General features: G+C 58.0%; 15 protein-coding genes, 1 other RNA gene and 1 pseudogene. 14 read left to right on the plus strand and 3 right to left on the minus strand.

All coding sequences use genetic code 11. From position 1 onward, the window contains the following. Window position 1 precedes the first annotated feature (1 nt). Window positions 2-1,939: a ferrous iron transport protein B gene (feoB, locus tag QP891_RS05275; protein ID WP_284769988.1), complete on the plus strand. Its 1,938-nt coding sequence runs from the start codon at window positions 2-4 to the stop codon at window positions 1,937-1,939. Beyond that, entirely contained in the window at window positions 1,936-2,196 is a 261-nt protein-coding gene (locus tag QP891_RS05280) for a MarR family transcriptional regulator (protein ID WP_284769987.1), read from the plus strand. Before feoB ends, QP891_RS05280 begins: the two co-directional genes overlap by 4 nt. On the opposite strand, the gene hisN is transcribed toward QP891_RS05280, so the two are convergent. Together hisN and QP891_RS05290 are read right to left on the minus strand one after the other, a co-directional pair. Further along, window positions 2,193-2,975: a histidinol-phosphatase gene (gene hisN / locus QP891_RS05285; protein ID WP_023025791.1), complete on the minus strand. Its 783-nt coding sequence runs from the start codon at window positions 2,973-2,975 to the stop codon at window positions 2,193-2,195. The genes QP891_RS05280 and hisN overlap by 4 nt on opposite strands. After that, window positions 2,968-3,804 carry an inositol monophosphatase family protein gene (locus QP891_RS05290; protein ID WP_284769986.1) on the minus strand — a complete coding sequence of 279 codons (837 nt, stop codon included), beginning with the start codon at window positions 3,802-3,804 and terminating at the stop codon, window positions 2,968-2,970. Before QP891_RS05290 ends, hisN begins: the two co-directional genes overlap by 8 nt. A 60-nt stretch (window positions 3,805-3,864) precedes the next feature. Between QP891_RS05290 and prfB the strand changes: the two genes are divergently transcribed. After that, window positions 3,865-4,968, plus strand: coding sequence for a peptide chain release factor 2 (prfB, locus tag QP891_RS05295; protein ID WP_284769985.1), 1,104 nt, complete (start codon window positions 3,865-3,867; stop codon window positions 4,966-4,968). 21 nt (window positions 4,969-4,989) lie between these two features. Here prfB and QP891_RS05300 read toward each other — a convergent pair whose 3' ends face one another. After that, window positions 4,990-6,612: an AbgT family transporter gene (locus QP891_RS05300; protein ID WP_284769984.1), complete on the minus strand. Its 1,623-nt coding sequence runs from the start codon at window positions 6,610-6,612 to the stop codon at window positions 4,990-4,992. A gap of 120 nt (window positions 6,613-6,732) precedes the next feature. Between QP891_RS05300 and ftsE the strand changes: the two genes are divergently transcribed. From ftsE to QP891_RS05355, 11 genes and pseudogenes are all read left to right on the plus strand, one after another. After that, window positions 6,733-7,431, plus strand: a complete 699-nt coding sequence (gene ftsE, locus QP891_RS05305; RefSeq protein ID WP_023028469.1) for a cell division ATP-binding protein FtsE — start codon at window positions 6,733-6,735, stop codon at window positions 7,429-7,431. Next, a complete protein-coding gene (gene ftsX, locus QP891_RS05310) occupies window positions 7,428-8,330 on the plus strand; it encodes a permease-like cell division protein FtsX (protein ID WP_284769983.1) in 903 nt (300 codons plus the stop codon). Before ftsE ends, ftsX begins: the two co-directional genes overlap by 4 nt. 44 nt (window positions 8,331-8,374) lie before the next feature. Continuing rightward, the gene (gene smpB, locus QP891_RS05315; protein ID WP_023016945.1) at window positions 8,375-8,878 is read left to right on the plus strand and encodes an SsrA-binding protein SmpB; all 504 of its coding nucleotides are present in this window, start codon (window positions 8,375-8,377) and stop codon (window positions 8,876-8,878) included. After that, window positions 8,871-9,236: a DUF488 domain-containing protein gene (locus QP891_RS05320; RefSeq protein WP_284769982.1), complete on the plus strand. Its 366-nt coding sequence runs from the start codon at window positions 8,871-8,873 to the stop codon at window positions 9,234-9,236. Before smpB ends, QP891_RS05320 begins: the two co-directional genes overlap by 8 nt. A gap of 66 nt (window positions 9,237-9,302) precedes the next feature. Further along, window positions 9,303-9,685, plus strand: a transfer-messenger RNA (tmRNA) gene (ssrA, locus tag QP891_RS05325). A gap of 172 nt (window positions 9,686-9,857) precedes the next feature. Then, window positions 9,858-10,181 carry a DUF4288 domain-containing protein gene (locus tag QP891_RS05330; RefSeq protein WP_023025804.1) on the plus strand — a complete coding sequence of 108 codons (324 nt, stop codon included), beginning with the start codon at window positions 9,858-9,860 and terminating at the stop codon, window positions 10,179-10,181. 394 nt (window positions 10,182-10,575) lie between these two features. Continuing rightward, a pseudogene (locus QP891_RS05335) lies at window positions 10,576-11,343 on the plus strand (amidohydrolase family protein). An 85-nt stretch (window positions 11,344-11,428) separates the two neighbouring features. Next, a complete protein-coding gene (locus tag QP891_RS05340) occupies window positions 11,429-12,421 on the plus strand; it encodes a siderophore ABC transporter substrate-binding protein (RefSeq protein WP_410763600.1) in 993 nt (330 codons plus the stop codon). A 68-nt stretch (window positions 12,422-12,489) separates the two neighbouring features. Further along, on the plus strand, window positions 12,490-13,455 hold the full coding sequence (locus QP891_RS05345) for an ABC transporter permease (RefSeq protein WP_284769980.1): 966 nt from the start codon (window positions 12,490-12,492) through the stop codon (window positions 13,453-13,455). Window position 13,456: 1 nt separating this feature from the next. Further along, complete coding sequence (locus tag QP891_RS05350) at window positions 13,457-14,434, plus strand: iron chelate uptake ABC transporter family permease subunit (protein ID WP_284770097.1); 978 nt, start codon at window positions 13,457-13,459, stop codon at window positions 14,432-14,434. Then, a complete protein-coding gene (locus QP891_RS05355; RefSeq protein ID WP_284769979.1) occupies window positions 14,431-15,186 on the plus strand; it encodes an iron ABC transporter ATP-binding protein in 756 nt (251 codons plus the stop codon). The genes QP891_RS05350 and QP891_RS05355 overlap by 4 nt, the downstream gene beginning before the upstream one ends. Window positions 15,187-15,773 lie beyond the last annotated feature (587 nt).

The raw sequence follows: 15,773 nt of genomic DNA on the forward strand, positions 1-15,773 counted from the left end.
GATGGCACATAACTCCACGGCCCCAGCAAGCTGCCACAGCACCTCCACCATGCGGATAGCTGCGGAAGGCACGCCGGTGCTCGCACTGGTGGGCGCGCCCAACTGCGGAAAATCCACCCTCTTCAACGCATTGACCGGAGCGAAGGTCCAGACCGGCAACTGGCCGGGCACCTCCGTCGAGGTCAGCCGCGGGCTCTGGAACGCGCAGCCAGAGGCCTTTGACATCATCGACCTACCCGGCGCCTATTCGCTTGAGCCCATGAGCCCGGATGAGGCCTTTACCAAGCAGATGCTCATTGACTGCCCCGCAGACGAGCGCCCCGATGTCGTCGTGGTCCTCGTGGACGCAACGGCCCCGGCCCGCGGGCTTAACTTGGCGCTGCAAATCGCCGCTGAGCCATACCGCGTGGTCATCGGCGTGACCAAGGAGGATATGGCCGAGCAACAGGGGATTAGCATCGATACTGAAGCGCTCTCCCGCGCTACCGGCATGCCAGTCGTCAGCGTCAATGGCCGCCGCCGGCGCAACCTCGATGGGTTGGAAAGCACCGTGGCACAGGCCATGCGCGCCGAGCCAACCATCATCCGCCAGGATTCCGGCCTGGACCAGCGCTTTGCGGATCTCGATGCCGCCGAAAAAGCCGCGGTCCACCGCGTAGAGGTAGGAGAGACCCTCACCCAGCGCGTCGACCGCGTGGTGCTCCACCCGGTGGTGGGCCCGCTGTTCTTCCTCGCGGTGATGTGGGCGGTCTTTTTCATCACCACCACGGTGGCAGGGCCCATGCAAGATGGCCTCGAAGACCTTGTCACCGGTCCGGTCTCGGACGCGGCCCGCGCCGGGCTCGAAGCCATTGGTCTGGATCACTGGCTGATTTCGGGCTTGCTTGTTGATGGCCTCATTGGCGGCGTCGGCATGGTGCTGACCTTCGCCCCGCTGCTGGCGCTGATGTTTCTGTGCTTAGCGGTGCTGGAGGATTCCGGCTACATGGCGCGCGCCGCGGTTGTCACCGATAGGGTCATGCGCTCGATTGGCCTACCTGGCAAGGCCTTTATCCCCATCGTGGTGGGCTATGGCTGCAACGTGCCGGCGATTTCGGCCACGCGCGTGCTTGGCGATGTCCGCCACCGCATCCTTACCTGCCTGCTTATCCCCTTCACCTCGTGCTCGGCGCGGCTTATCGTCTTTATGATGCTGGCGCAGGTCTTTTTCCCAGAGCACGCCGGATCGGCCGTCTTTGGCATGTACGTCTTGTCCATCGCCCTGGTGGTGGCCGTGGGCTTGGCGCTGCGCAAAACGGTCTGGCGCGCCATGCCGTCCGAGGCGCTCGTTATTGATCTGCCTTCGTATCAGCTGCCCACGTTCAAGCTAACGCTCTCGGTCATGTGGGTGCGCCTGAAAGGATTTCTGCATACCGCAGGTGGCATCATCGTGGCCACGGTGGTGGTCATTTGGCTGCTCATGTCCATCCCAGTTACCGGTGGCCACTCCTTTGACGAGGAAGCCGTCCCGCCGGAGGACTCGGCGTATGGCGCGGTATCCAAGGCAATTTCCCCGGCGTTTGCGCCGGCTGGCTTCGATTCGTGGTCGCTCACCGGACCGCTGGTAACGGGCTTCGTGGCGAAGGAAACATTGATTTCCACCTGGGCGCAGACCTACGCCGTCGATGACGTCACGGATGCGGATCCTGAGGAACAAGCCGAGTCTTCGCTGGCCGATCACATCCGCAGCGACTTCGACGCCGCCTCCGGTGGGCACGGGCTAGCCGCGGTATGGGCGTATATGGTCTTCCTCTTGGCCTATACCCCGTGTGTGGCCACGGTGGCCGCGCAGCGGCGCGAAATTGGCTGGAAGTGGACGCTCATTGGCTTTGCCCTGCAGCTCGTCACGGCTTGGGTCTTGGCCGTCGGCGTCTTCCAAGTGCTGAGGTTATTCCTATGAGCCCTACAGACAAGGTAAAAGAAGCGATCCGCGGCGGTTACTCCACGCCCGCGGACATCGCCCGCGCGACGGGATTAGGGCAGGGGACGGTGGAAGTCATCCTCTCCCACTTGGAGCACAGCGCGCAGCTCGTGCGCGAATCGCTGTCCTCGTGCCCCACGGGCGGTTGCGGAAGCTGCTCGCACAGTGACGGCTGCTCCGGCGCCGAGGGCGGGCGCCGTGAACCGGTCCTATTGAAGCTTTCGGCCCGCCCTTAATCCTGCAGCATCTGCAAAGCGGCCTTGTGCAGACGGCCATTGGAGGCAATGGCCGATCCGCCGTGCGGCCCAGGATTGCCGGAAAGATCCGTAAACGTGCCGCCGGCCTCGGTCACCAGCAGGGAAGGGGCGGCGAGATCCCAGAGGGAGACCTCCGGCTCGGTGGCGATATCGACGGCGCCTTCTGCCACGAGGCAGTAGGACCAGAAATCGCCGTAGCCGCGCAGGCGCCACGTCTTATCCGTGAGGTTGAGGAATTTATCACGCAACCCTCGCTCGGACCAGCCGGTCAACGAGCTCATGGCTAGGGAAGCATCCCCAAGTTTTTCGATCTGGGAGACGTGCAGGCGCTTTGGCTCGCCGCCAAAGACACGGTAGGCACCGGCGCCCTTCGCCGCATACCAGCGCCGGCGCAGGGCAGGCGCGGAGACCACGGAGACGACCGGCTCGCCGTCCTCGAGCAGGGAAATAAGCGTGGCCCATACCGGCACGCCGCGCACGAAGTTCTTCGTGCCATCAATGGGATCGATGACCCACTGGCGGCCTTCGTAGCAGGCCTGGCCGCCGAATTCTTCGCCTAAAACCTCATCGCGCGGGCGGGAGCGCTTCAGCGAATCGCGGATGTGCTTCTCGCAGTTGAGATCCGCATCCGAAACCGGGGTCAGATCCGGCTTTTCCTTGACGGAAAGGTCGGTGGCCTCGAAACGGTGCATCGTGACCACATCGGCGTGACCGGCTAACTCGAGCGCGAGACCTAAGTCTTCTTTGAACTTACCCACGGAGCCATTCCTCCATTTGTTGAACTACTTGTTTATTTCCGGCCAAGCACCACTCGACGCCACCGGCTTCTACCTTGCAGGCCGCACCACCGGCGGCCTCAATGAGAGCCTTGCCGGGGAACCAATCCCAATCTGCTACCGAGTGCTGCATCCAAGCGCCCCACGTACCTTCTGCCACGGAGGCCAAGTCCACCGAACCGGCACCAAGCATACGGACTGTAGCAAAGTTTTCGGTTACCCGCTGCCATGCAGCACGAATTTCTGGATCCGCGAGCGACGTGGGGTGCAGGTAGGACGAGAGCGAGATCTCCTCCGCGGGCTTATCTGCCAGCTTGGCGACGTCCTTGCCATCCAGCGAGGTGGGGTAGTCGCGCCCGCCAAACCAGGTATAGCCCATGGCGGGGCGGTGGACGGCGCCGAGGGCGACCCCGGAGGCATCGGTAAGCGCGAGCGCTGAGCACCAATAATCGGAGCCGGAGGTGAAATTATAGGTGCCATCGACCGGATCGATGACCCAATTGCGCCCGGACTGGGACTCGCGGGCGGTGCCTTCTTCCCCCACCAAGCCGTCCTCGGGGCGCACGGCCTCTAGCACGCCGGCGACGAAGCGCTCGGCGGCGCGGTCAGCATCCGTGACCACATCAGAAATAGAGGTTTTCTGCTCAACCGAGACGCCCATCTCGCGCAAGCGCCAAGCCAAGCGTCCGGCGTTATACACAAGCGCCTGCGCCAAATGGGCATCCCCATCGTCTGCATGCGCGACAATAAACGTTTTGATGACCGCATCGATCATCTCCTGCAAGCTTGGCTTTTGATCCATGCACACCATTGTCACCCTAAATCCCACCAATGGCTAATTCTGTGGGGTAGGTGGGTAAGATTGGGCCCTATGCGTCCCGAAGTAATCACACGGCTCAAGCAATTGGACACCACCCTGACCACTATTGAAAAGGTCATGGATCCGGAAGCCTTGGCTGCGCGCATTCGGGAATTAGAAGCCCAAGCTGGGGATCCCTCGCTGTGGGATGACCCCGAGCACGCACAGAAGGTCACCTCTGAGCTATCAAGCGCGCTAGCAAAGGTCCGCAAACTGGAGTCTTTGCGCGGGCGCTTAGATGATATGCCGGTGATGTACGAGCTCGCGGAGGAAGAAGGCACCGTCTCCGTTGCCGATGAAGACCTCGCTGAGCTGGAAAGCGCCATCGAATCCCTCGAGGTAACCACCATGCTCTCCGGGGAATATGACCCGCGCGAGGCCGTGATCAATATTCGCTCCGGAGCCGGCGGGGTAGACGCTGCCGATTGGGCGGAGATGCTCATGCGCATGTACACCCGCTGGGCTGGAAAGCACGACCATAAGGTGGATATTTACGATATTTCCTATGCCGAAGAAGCGGGCATTAAATCCGCCACCTTTGTAGTGCATGGGGAATACATGTACGGCCAACTTTCCGTGGAACAGGGCGCGCACCGCCTCGTGCGCCTTTCGCCCTTTGATAACCAGGGCCGGCGCCAAACCTCCTTTGCAGAGGTTGAGGTCCTTCCCGTGGTGGAGCAAACGGACCACATCGACGTGCCAGATAACGAGGTGCGCGTGGATGTGTACCGTTCCTCTGGCCCCGGTGGACAGTCAGTCAATACCACCGATTCCGCGGTGCGCCTGACCCATATCCCCACCGGCATCGTGGTCACCTGCCAGAACGAGAAGTCGCAGATCCAAAACAAGGCTTCTGCCATGCGGGTTTTGCAGGCAAAGCTTCTGGAACGCAAGCGCCAGGAGGAGCGGGCGGAGCTCGATGCGCTCGGCGCCGGCGGCAATGCCTCCTGGGGCAACCAGATGCGCTCTTATGTTTTGCACCCGTACCAAATGGTCAAAGACCTGCGCACCAATTTTGAAATGGGCGATCCCTCCAAGGTGCTCGATGGGGACATCGATGGTTTCTTGGAAGCCGGCATCCGGTGGCGGATACAACAAGAGCGCGGCGAGGATTAAACTCAACCGCGCTCTGCAGGCTTAAGCCGGGTAGTGCATCGGGGCGCCCGGCCCGAGCGGGATACCCAGCAGGTACCACACGATAAAGAAGATGAACCAGCCAACAATCATGGCGATGGAATACGGCAGCGCCAGTGACATCAGCGTGCCAACGCCCGCCGGCTTGTAGTAGCGCTGCAGGAAGGTCAGTGCCAAGGCGAAGTACGGCGACATCGGGGTGATGATATTTGTCGGCGAGTCACCGATACGGAAGAGCATCTGGGAAACCTCCGGGGAGATGCCCACGTACATCATCATCGGGACGATCACCGGCGCCATCAGTGCCCACTGCGCGGAACCTGAGGTAATGAACAGGTTGAGAACTGCCACCATGGCCACGAGCGCGGCGAACATCAAGATGGGCGGCAGCGACCAAGCCTGCAGCAGCTCAGAGCCCTTAATCGCGGTCCAGACACCGAGGTTGGACCACTGGAACCACGCCAAGAACTGGGCGACGGCGAAAAAGAGCACCAGCATGGGAACCAAGGTCTTAATGCCTTTAGCCATGAAATCTGGCACGTCCGAGGCGGACTTTAGCGTGCCGGCGTAGATGCCGTAGACGATGCCGCAGACCAAAAAGGCCAGGGCAATGGGAACCGCAATCGCGCTAATCAGCGGCGATTCCATGAAGCTATCTTCTTGGCTAGCGAGCGGGGAGCCCGGGATGAAGAGCAGGGCGAAGAATCCCGCGAGGAAGATAAGTAACGCGATACCAGAGGCGGCCAAGCCCTTTTGCTCCTCCGGCTTTACCCGCAGCTCTTCTTCTTCCTCGAAATCAACGTCGCTTTCCTCGCCGTCCTCGTCTGCGTCGTTATCGGCACCGGCGGCCTGGGAGAAGGAGACTTCCTCGTAATTAATCTTGTCGTGGTTGACCAGATCGCGGGCCTTTTTCACCATGAACCATTCCGTAACGGCGGTGATGATAAGGGACAGCACGATGGCGGATGGGATGACAAAGAAGATATTGGCCAGCGGGCTGACTTCATAAGCCTCATCCACAAACTGTGCGGCAGGAGTGGAAATACCGGCCAGCAGGAGGTCAGTGATGTTGAGGATCAGCGAGGCGTTGAAGCCTGCCGAGGACGCTGCAAAGGCCACCATGGCACCCACGATGGGGGAGCGGCCCACCGAGTGGAAGGCCATCGCGCCCAGCGGGATGAGGATGACATAAATGGCATCCGAAGCCACGGAACCAGTCACGCCGGCCAGCGCGACGATGAAGGTAAGGAACTTTGGGCTGACCTTGGTCACCATGGCGCGCACGAGCGCGGACAAGAGCCCAGACTGCTCGGCGACGGCCACACCCAGCATCACGGCAAGGATGACGCCCAATGGTGGGAAGCTCGTGAAATTTTCCACCGCATCCGTGACCATGCGCGAGATATTTTCGGTGGTCAGGAGGGATTCAACCTCGATGGTATCGCCGGATTTGGGATCCTCGGCGCTCATGCCAATCAGATGGCCAATCCAAGAGGTAATGGCGACGTTTATCGCGAGGATGACGAAGAGCCAGAAAGGATCGGGGAGTTTATTGCCGATCTTTTCTACGGTGCCTAAAAAGCCGCTAGCTTTCTCCGGTTTTTCTTTGGTTTTAGTCTCGGCCATAGTATCGGCACTTTCTGTCGATCGGGTCGGGCATCATTGCGCACCAGATTTTGTGTTCTAGACTACACTACTAAATAGCGTTCACAGGTTGCTGTCAACTTTGGTTGCTACAGTGGCGGGGTGATTACTTTCAATAACGTGACTAAGGTGTATTCCGCCCAGTCCCGCCCCGCGCTCGATGGGGTGTCTTTTGAGATTGCGGACGGTGAGTTTGCCTTCCTCATCGGCCCTTCAGGGTCCGGAAAGTCCACCTTTCTAGAGCTCATGGTGCGCTATAGCAATGTGACCTCAGGCGATATTTACTTCGGCGATTTTCACGTCAACGAGCTAAGCGGCAAGGATATCAACGCCCTGCGCCAATCCATTGGTTACGTATTCCAGGATTTTCGGCTGCTGCCCAAGCTGAACGTGTACCAGAATGTGGCGTTTGCCCTGGAGGTCATCGGCAAGAGCAAGCACCGCATCTCCACCGCGGTGCCGCAGGTACTGGAGATGGTGGGCCTAGAAAACCGTCATCACGCGATGCCACACGAGCTTTCCGGCGGTGAGCAGCAGCGCGTGGCCATCGCACGCGCCTTGGTTAATCGCCCGAAGCTGCTGCTTGCCGATGAACCCACGGGCAACCTCGATCCCGCCACCGCCGACGGGATCATGGACTTGCTGCTGCGCATCAACAAACGTGGCACCACCGTCGTGATGTCTACGCACAATTCCCGCGCCGTGGATAAGGCGAAGAGGCGCGTGCTGGAATTGCGCGATGGCACGCTCGTTCGCGATGAACACAACGCCGCCTATTCGGCGCAGGAGGAGCAGGCATGAAGCTAGGATTCATCTTCCGCGAGGCCAGCAAGGGCTTGGGTCGCAACCTGACGATGACCATCGCGATGATCATTACCACGGCCATTTCTGTCGGCGCCGTGGTTGCCGGCATTATGGTCACCAACCTCACCAAGGATACGAAGGAAATCTACTTGGACCGAGTGGAGGTTATGGTGCAGCTCAACGAGGATATTTCCGCCACGGATCCAAACTGCACCACTCCTGCCTGCGCGGATTTAAAGGAACAGCTGGAATCCGATAGTTCTGTAGAGTCCGTGGAATTTCGCAACCGGGAGGCCTCCTACGAGCGCTTCCGCGAGCTATTCCAGGACACCGACCCGGTGATGGTGGAACAAACCTCGCCGGATGCGCTTCCCGCAGCGTTGCACGTGCGCCTCGTTGACCCGGAGGAAGCCTCCGCCATCGATGCCGTGCGGGATAACCCGGCGGTAGAAGAGGTCGTGGATCAGCAAGAGGAGGTGCGTGAAGCGGCAAGCAACCTCGATTCCATCCGCGCCGCCACCTTCATCGTGGCCATCGTGATGTCCATTGCAGCTATCTTCTTGGTGGCCAATATGGTGCAAATCGCCGCCTTCCACCGCACCCGTGAGACCGAAATCATGCGCATGGTGGGCGCCTCGCGCTGGATGACGCAGGCGCCATTCGTGGTAGAAGCCGTGCTCGCCTCCCTTATCGGTGTGGTTCTTGGCGGCGCTGGGCTGCTCGTGGCGAAATCCCAAGTGATCGATCCTGCGCTACAGGGCCTGTATGAATCGCAGTTGCTGGCACCGATGAAGTCCAGCGATCTGTGGATTGCACTGCCGCTGGTGGGGCTGCTCGCTTTGGCGGTTACCGCTGCCACCGCGCAGATTACCCTGCGTTCTTATGTCCGCCGCTAAGCCGTTTGCCGGGTGTGGTAAACGAGCAGTACACTGAGGCAATTATGGCTAAAAAGGGCAAGAAGAATAAGAAGGCGGCTTCCGGGGACGCTACGCTTGCGACCAACCGCCGGGCCCGGCACGACTATAAGATCCTCGAAGAATTCGAGTGTGGCATCGTCCTGCTCGGCACGGAGATCAAATCCCTCCGGGAGGGCAAAATCTCGCTCAATGATGCCTTCGCCACCATTGATAATGGCGAGGTGTACCTGCGGAATTTACACATTCCGGAGTATTCGATGGGGTCCTGGACCAACCACAGCCCGCGGCGCACCCGCAAGCTCTTGCTGCACCGCCGGGAGATCGACAAGCTTTACGGGCAGGTGCGCAATGGCAATAAAACCCTGGTGCCGCTCAAGGTGTACCTCAAAAATGGGTACGCGAAGTTGTCGCTGGCGCTCGCGCAAGGTAAGCAGGATTATGACAAGCGCGAAGACATCAAGCGGCGCGACCAGAACCGCGAAATCACCCGCGAGCTCGGCCGCCGCGTGAAGGGGATTAATGCTTAAAACGGTAAAGGTTCACGATGCTGTCAAGGGTGAAGACTCCATTTCCGGGACGGGCGTTTTGGTAGACCGCCTGTGGCCGCGGGGCATCGCCAAGGCGGACCTGGACTATGACGAGTGGTTCAAGGACGTGGCCCCCAGCCCCGAGCTGCGCAAGTGGTGGAGCCATGACGCGGATTCCTTCGAGGAGTTTTCGCGCCGCTACCGCGCCGAGCTCGATGATCGCGAATCCGAAGAGCTCACCCAGTTGCTCTCCTTGGCAAAAGAGGGGGACCTGACGCTGCTCTTTGGCGCCGCCGACCGCAAGATTAACCACGCGGTGGTCTTAAAAGAGTGGCTGGAAGAGCACTTGGAGAAATAGAAGCGTCTGCGGTAGTGTTGGAACAACCGTAGGGAATGATGCACTATCCCGTCCCTACAGTGCTATGGGGTTGATTTGGTTTCGACTTCGTACACTGCGCCAGGGGAAGCGTGCCGGTGAAGGCTACCGACCACCGTTTAAGCGTCGTAGCAAACAAATAAACGCAGAGAAGAACTCTCAGCGTGACTACGCCCTCGCTGCCTAATTACAGCGACGCGTGTCTGTCAGCCTAGGTTTCGTTCCTGACCTAGAACCTGGCATCGACTAAGGAACTTGCCGTCTGGCTGTGTCATCAGGGCCAGATGGGACTCTTACTGGTGACTGGGCCCATCATCCGGTACGAGTTCGCCCGAACCGGAGGGCCGAGCAGAGATCATGTGCGAACTGCGCACGGAGAAGCCCTGGCAAGGTGACGAAGGACCCGGGTTCAAGTCCCGGCAACTCCACCGAGAGCCCCTCACCTGCATTTGCAGGTGAGGGGCTATTTTTATTCCGTATCAGTCATCGTGACTACTTGATCGGGGTACCAGATGAAAAACTTGTTAAACTCACGAACGTGAACACTTCCACGTTGTGTCAGCAGAGATAGGTTGCACGACCTCGACTAAGAGAAGGTGAAGCATGGAACCTTACGTAGGAATAGTGGTATTCGAGCTGTCTCGTGTCGGGACGCAAAAGAGCTATTTCCGTGAAGATTTTTATATCGTCTATGCAGATACGGACGAAGCTGCCTCGGAGCGTGTACAGGCGTTGGCGCATGCACAAGAAGACGAAGGAGACGCCGAACATGGCTCAGTAAAGGTTCGTCACATCGTAGATATTGCCCCTGCCTTGTATGGGACTGTGGAAAAGGACATTGATTTGTACTCTCGGCATTTCGCTTCACTCGAAGACTATAAGCGATTCGAAATGAAGCTTGGAGGGACTAACCCCCTGAAAGATTAAATCAAGCTCAACGTCGAGGTTAGGCAGCTTTTTTAGCGAGTAGTGCTGGCTCCATTGCTTCGGCGATTGCTTCTAGGACGGGGAAGGGGGGAATAGTTGACTTTTAGGCTAGTGCCATAGTCGACGGCTTGTACCCAATTGGATACTAAGCGACCTTTACGTTAGTGAAATGTCCCAGATTTTCCCATCTATCCACACGGAACAAAATCTGGGACACTTCAGTACTAGGCTCAACTCTCGCCGCCCTGGTGTCCAGGTAAGTGACAGTTCGGCCAGTAACGTCCATGGCTTAGACGGGTTCAGTTCCCGGAAACTCCACCGAGAGCCCCAGCTGGATTCAGTTCTAGCTGGGGTTTTCTTATGAGAGTCCCCGCGCGCGGCTAGGGTAGTGGCCATGCAGCGAGTATTTGATTCCCACCTCCACATCATCGATTTTTCCCACCCCATTCAGGAAAATCAGGGCTATACGCCGCCGGAGTTTTTGGTTCCGGCCTATGACGTATGGCGCGAGAAGCTGCGCGGTGAGGGTTTTGATATCACCGCCGGCGCGGTCGTCTCCGGTTCCTTTCAGGGCTTTGACCAGGGGTATCTGGCAGAAGCCCTGGGGGGAATTGGATAGCTTCGTAGGCGTGACACAGCTGCCTGCCGATGTCCCCGATGCCGAAATCCGCCGGTTGGATGGCTTGGGCGTGCGGGCGGTGCGCTTTAACTTGCGGCGCGGTGGCAGCGCAGCACGGGAGGACCTGGAGGAGCTCGCCTGGCGGATCTATGACCTGGCAGGTTGGCACGTGGAGCTTTATGTCGACGCGGCTACGCTGGGCGATATGGCCCCAGTGCTCAAGAAGCTGCCGGCCGTGAGCATCGACCACCTGGGCCTGAGCGCGCAGGGAGTAGACGGCCTCTTAGAACTTGTCGATGCCGGGGTAAAGGTCAAGGCCACCGGATTCGGGCGCGTAGACCTCGATCCGGGAGAGGTGGTGCGCCGCATTGTCGACGTTGATCCAACGGCGCTCATGGCGGGTACCGATTTGCCCTCGCAGCGGACGAGCCGGGTGTTTTCGGTGGACGATTTCCGGCTCATCGGGGAGGCGGCGGGGTACATGCTGATGACGTTTTCTTCGCCAATGCAGCGCGTTTCTATGGGCTGGACGCTGTACTTTAGGAAAGGTTACCCTCAACCTTGATTGGTTAGGGTGACTTAAGATAAGTTAATGGGGCATTTGTTTCTCGTCTATAAGGAAAGCACAATGAAGAAAATTCATCGCGCTCTTTTGTCTGTCGTGGCTGTCGCCTCCTTGGCACTTACCGCATGTAGCACTGCGGAAGAAGAGGACCAGGGTTCGAATAAGGGGACATCGGAAAGCGCACTGCAGATCGAAGATAATAACGGCACCCACGAGCTGGACGTACCGTTCGAGCGCGTCGCGGTAACGGATAACCGCGCCTTCGAAATCCTCGCGGATTGGGATGTCAATATCGTGGCCGCCCCGCTTGGCATCGTCCCGGATACCCTCTCGGACAAGATCAATGAAGACTCGATCGAGGCCAACCTGGGCATGCACCGCGAACCCGACCTGGAAGCACTGGTTGCCGCAGAGCCGGACATCGTCATCAACGGTCAGCGCTTCACCCAGCACCAGGCCGATATTGAGGCTTTGATGGAAGATACCCCGGTTCTCGACTTCTCCCCGCGCGACGATAAGGACATGGCGGAAGAGCTCATCCGCCAGACCGAAGCACTGGGCAAGATCTTCGACCACGAAGATGAAGCAAAGAAGCTCGTTGATGACTTCAAGAAGGCCCTGGACCGCGCTAAGGACGCCTACGATTCTGAGAAGACCGTCATGGCCGTCAACACCTCCGGTGGCGACATCAACTACATCGCCCCAGGTAAGGGCCGCTTCTTTGGACCATTCTTTGACCTGCTGGGCATGAAGCCTTCCCTCGAGGTGGAAAACGCCAGCGATGACCACGAGGGCGATGACATCTCCGTCGAGGCAATTGCTGATTCCAACCCTGACTACATCCTCATCATGGACCGCGATGGTGCCGTGGTCAAGGATGAAGCAGGCTACACCCCAGGTAAGAAGCTGGTAGAGGATTCCGCGGCACTCAAGAACGTGACTGCCGTTAAGGAAGGCAAGATCGTTTCCGCTCCGCAGGATACCTACACCAATGAAAACATCATTACCTTCACGGAGACGCTCAACGCGATGGCAGACGCGTTTGAAAAGAACTAGCCACCACTAAAAACCGGAAACCGGAGGGATTTTGTGCCCTCCGGTTTTCAGGTGCGTAAAGGATAGTTATGGAAACCACCACCCGCACAAAGGTCTGGGATTGGAAGCTGGGCCTTGGCATACTCATCGTCGCCGCGTTGCTCGTTACCTCTTTGTTGACCGGGCAGTACGACGTTTTTGGCGCTGATGATGGCGCCGCCATGTTCGGCATTACCCGCTTACCGCGCACCATTGCCTTGGTGCTTGCCGGCGCGGCCATGGCCGTCAGCGGCCTGGTCATGCAGCTGCTTACCCAAAACCGCTTCGTTGAACCATCTACCACCGGCACCACGGAGTGGGCCGGACTGGGCCTGCTCTTCGTCATGGTCGTCGCACCCACGTCCTCGATTCTGGTGAAGATGATAGGTGCGGTGATCTTTTCCTTCCTGGGTACGGTGGTATTCTTCCTCTTCCTGCGCCGGGTGACCCTGCGCTCTTCGCTCATCGTGCCGATCATCGGCATCATGTTGGGCGCCGTGGTTTCTGCAATTTCGACGTTTTTCGCCCTGATGACCGATATGCTCCAGCAATTGGGAATCTGGTTCATGGGCTCATTTACCGCTGTATACAAGGGCCAATACGAGGTTTTGTGGATCGTCCTCTTGGTGCTGGTGGCGGTGTATATCTTCGCCGACCGCCTTACGGTCGTTGGCTTGGGCGAGGACGTGGCTACCAACGTCGGGCTGAACTATAATCGCATGTTGTTGCTGGGAACTGGTCTTATCGCCATTGCTACGGGCGTGGTCACCGTCGTTGTGGGGTCCCTGCCATTCTTGGGTCTTATCGTGCCCAATATTGTCTCCATGATGCGCGGCGACGACCTGCGTTCCAACGTTCCCTGGGTCTGCCTGCTGGGCATCGGCATCGTCACGGTGTGTGACCTGGTGGGGCGCGTCATCATCGCCCCATTCGAGATGCCGGTTTCGGTCATCCTTGGCGTCATCGGCGCCATCGTCTTCATCATCATGATTGTGAGGTCGACCCGTGCTAACTAAGATGTCCGCCCCGCCCAAGAAGTACTGGATCACCCTGGCCTGCGTATGGATCCTGGCTGCATCTTTGGCTTTTGCATACCTGGCCTATGGCAACCCGATGGAATTTGGTACGCGCAAGTTTTGGCTCATCGCCCAGCGCCGCGCCGATGCCCTCATCGCCATGGCGATCGTCGCTGTGTGCCAAGCCATGGCTACGGTGTCTTTTCATACCGTGACGAATAACCGCATCTTGACTCCATCCATCATGGGCTTTGAGTCGCTGTACGTTGCCATCAATACCGCGACCATTTTCTTCCTGGGGGCTAGTGGGCTTAACGATGCCCGCACCGTACCCACCTTCCTCATGCAAATGGCCGTCATGGTGGGGCTATCCCTGGTGCTCTATTCGTGGCTGCTGACTAATAGGAAGCAGAATATGCATGCGATGCTGCTGGTCGGCGTGGTCATCGGCGGTGGCTTAGGCTCGCTATCGACCTTCATGCAGCGCATGCTTACCCCTAGCGAGTTCGACGTGCTGACCGCGCGCCTTTTTGGTTCCGTCAATAACGCCGAATCCGAGTACTATCCCATCGCCATTCCAATCGTGGCCATCGCCACCACGCTTTTGGTGCTCAATGCGCGCAAGCTCAACGTGATTTCCTTGGGCGCCGATGTCAGCACCAACCTGGGCGTGAACCACAAAGCACACGCAATTTACACGCTGGTGTTGGTCTCGCTGCTGATGGCGACGACCACCGCGCTGGTAGGTCCCATGACCTTCCTGGGCTTTTTGGTAGCTACGCTGGCCTATCAATTCGCCGATACCTACGATCACCGCTACATCTTCCCGATGGCGGTGGGCTTAGCATTCCTCGTGCTCATTGCGGCCTATTTCCTCATGCAGCACGTATTTTCCGCCCAAGGCGTGGTGTCCATCATCATTGAGCTGGTAGGTGGCTCCGTGTTCCTGTTTGTCATTATGCGAAAGGGCCGACTGTGATCGAATTAAAGAACGTTTCTAAAACCTATTCCGCCGAGACCGCTATTGGTCCGCTCAACCTGACCATTCCGCAGGGAGGCATCACCGCACTGGTGGGGCCGAATGGTGCGGGTAAGTCCACAATGCTCACCATGATCGGGCGCCTGCTCGACATGGATGAAGGCAGCATCGAAATCGCCGGCTATGACATCCAATACAGCAAGTCCGCCGACCTAGCGAAAATCGTGTCCATCTTGCGGCAGGAAAACCACTTCGTCACGAAACTCACCGTGCGCCAGCTCGTGGGCTTTGGCCGCTTTCCCTATACCAAGGGGCGGCTTAATAAACACGATGAAGAGGTCATTTCTAAGTACATTCACTTCCTGCACTTGGAAGAATTGCAGCACCGCTACCTTGACCAGCTTTCCGGTGGCCAGCGCCAGCGCGCGTACGTGGCCATGGTGCTGTGCCAGGAAACCGATTACGTGTTGCTGGATGAGCCGCTGAATAACCTGGACATTTCGCACTCGGTGGACATGATGCGTCACCTGCGCGAGGCCGCCCAGGAGTTGGGGCGCACGGTCATCGTGGTTCTGCACGACATCAACTTTGCCGCCCGCTACGCGGACTATATCTGTGCTTGCAAGGACGGGCAGATCGTCGAATTCGGCCCGGCCGAGGACATCATGCGCGACGATATCTTGACGCCCATCTTCAATACTCCGGTGCGCGTTATCGATGGGCCTGATGGAAAGATCGCGTGCTATCACTAAAAACCAACGTTGGCCTGCGAGTTTGCGTTGTGTTGTGGGGTGGTATAAATTTTAGCGAGTCGCCGAGAGGTAGCCGGTTGGTTACTTTTGAGTGACTTTTTGTACTGGCTTGGCTCAAGGATTTGACTTGGTGCAGGTTGTTGGGTAGGTTAGTACGAGCCGCCGATGAGAGGTTAACGTTTGGTTAATTTTCTTGGGGTGTGTGGATGTTGTTTGAGAACTCAATAGTGTGCCAATGTACTTATTTTTTATTTTTGTGTGCATGGTTGTGTGTTGATTGGTCTGTTGGCCAGCGAATCTTGTGTGGTTTGTTGGTTGGTGTGTGCCGGTAAGGTGTTGGAATACGCATCTTTTTGAATACTGTTTAGTGTTTCGGCTGCATTGATGGATTGGTTGGCATGTGATTGTGTTCAACTTTTTGTCTCCCTTTTTTGTGCCCCGTCGGGTTGGGGAGGCAGTGATTTTTTCTTTGTAGTAATTTTTGGACGCCAGCATGGGCCTGCTTTTGTGGGTTTGTGGTGGTTTGTTCTTTTGGTTAGGTTTGGGCTTTTCACGGCCTTTTCAGTGTTTTGCTGAAATTCTTTTTG

The organism is Corynebacterium sp. MSK310 (genome assembly GCF_030227355.1).
GTDB classification, from domain to species: Bacteria; Actinomycetota; Actinomycetes; order Mycobacteriales; family Mycobacteriaceae; genus Corynebacterium; species Corynebacterium rhinophilum.

What these genes read in the sequence shown, in the direction of transcription:
- feoB (WP_284769988.1), top strand. Translation starts at nt 2, where the DNA reads ATGGCACATAACTCCACGGCCCCAGCAAGCTGCCACAGCACCTCCACC.
- QP891_RS05280 (WP_284769987.1), top strand. Translation starts at nt 1,936, where the DNA reads ATGAGCCCTACAGACAAGGTAAAAGAAGCGATCCGCGGCGGTTACTCC.
- QP891_RS05290 (WP_284769986.1), bottom strand. Translation starts at nt 3,804, where the DNA reads ATGGTGTGCATGGATCAAAAGCCAAGCTTGCAGGAGATGATCGATGCG.
- prfB (WP_284769985.1), top strand. Translation starts at nt 3,865, where the DNA reads ATGCGTCCCGAAGTAATCACACGGCTCAAGCAATTGGACACCACCCTG.
- QP891_RS05300 (WP_284769984.1), bottom strand. Translation starts at nt 6,612, where the DNA reads ATGGCCGAGACTAAAACCAAAGAAAAACCGGAGAAAGCTAGCGGCTTT.
- ftsX (WP_284769983.1), top strand. Translation starts at nt 7,428, where the DNA reads ATGAAGCTAGGATTCATCTTCCGCGAGGCCAGCAAGGGCTTGGGTCGC.
- smpB (WP_023016945.1), top strand. Translation starts at nt 8,375, where the DNA reads ATGGCTAAAAAGGGCAAGAAGAATAAGAAGGCGGCTTCCGGGGACGCT.
- QP891_RS05320 (WP_284769982.1), top strand. Translation starts at nt 8,871, where the DNA reads ATGCTTAAAACGGTAAAGGTTCACGATGCTGTCAAGGGTGAAGACTCC.
- QP891_RS05330 (WP_023025804.1), top strand. Translation starts at nt 9,858, where the DNA reads ATGGAACCTTACGTAGGAATAGTGGTATTCGAGCTGTCTCGTGTCGGG.
- QP891_RS05340 (WP_410763600.1), top strand. Translation starts at nt 11,429, where the DNA reads ATGAAGAAAATTCATCGCGCTCTTTTGTCTGTCGTGGCTGTCGCCTCC.
- QP891_RS05345 (WP_284769980.1), top strand. Translation starts at nt 12,490, where the DNA reads ATGGAAACCACCACCCGCACAAAGGTCTGGGATTGGAAGCTGGGCCTT.
- QP891_RS05350 (WP_284770097.1), top strand. Translation starts at nt 13,457, where the DNA reads ATGTCCGCCCCGCCCAAGAAGTACTGGATCACCCTGGCCTGCGTATGG.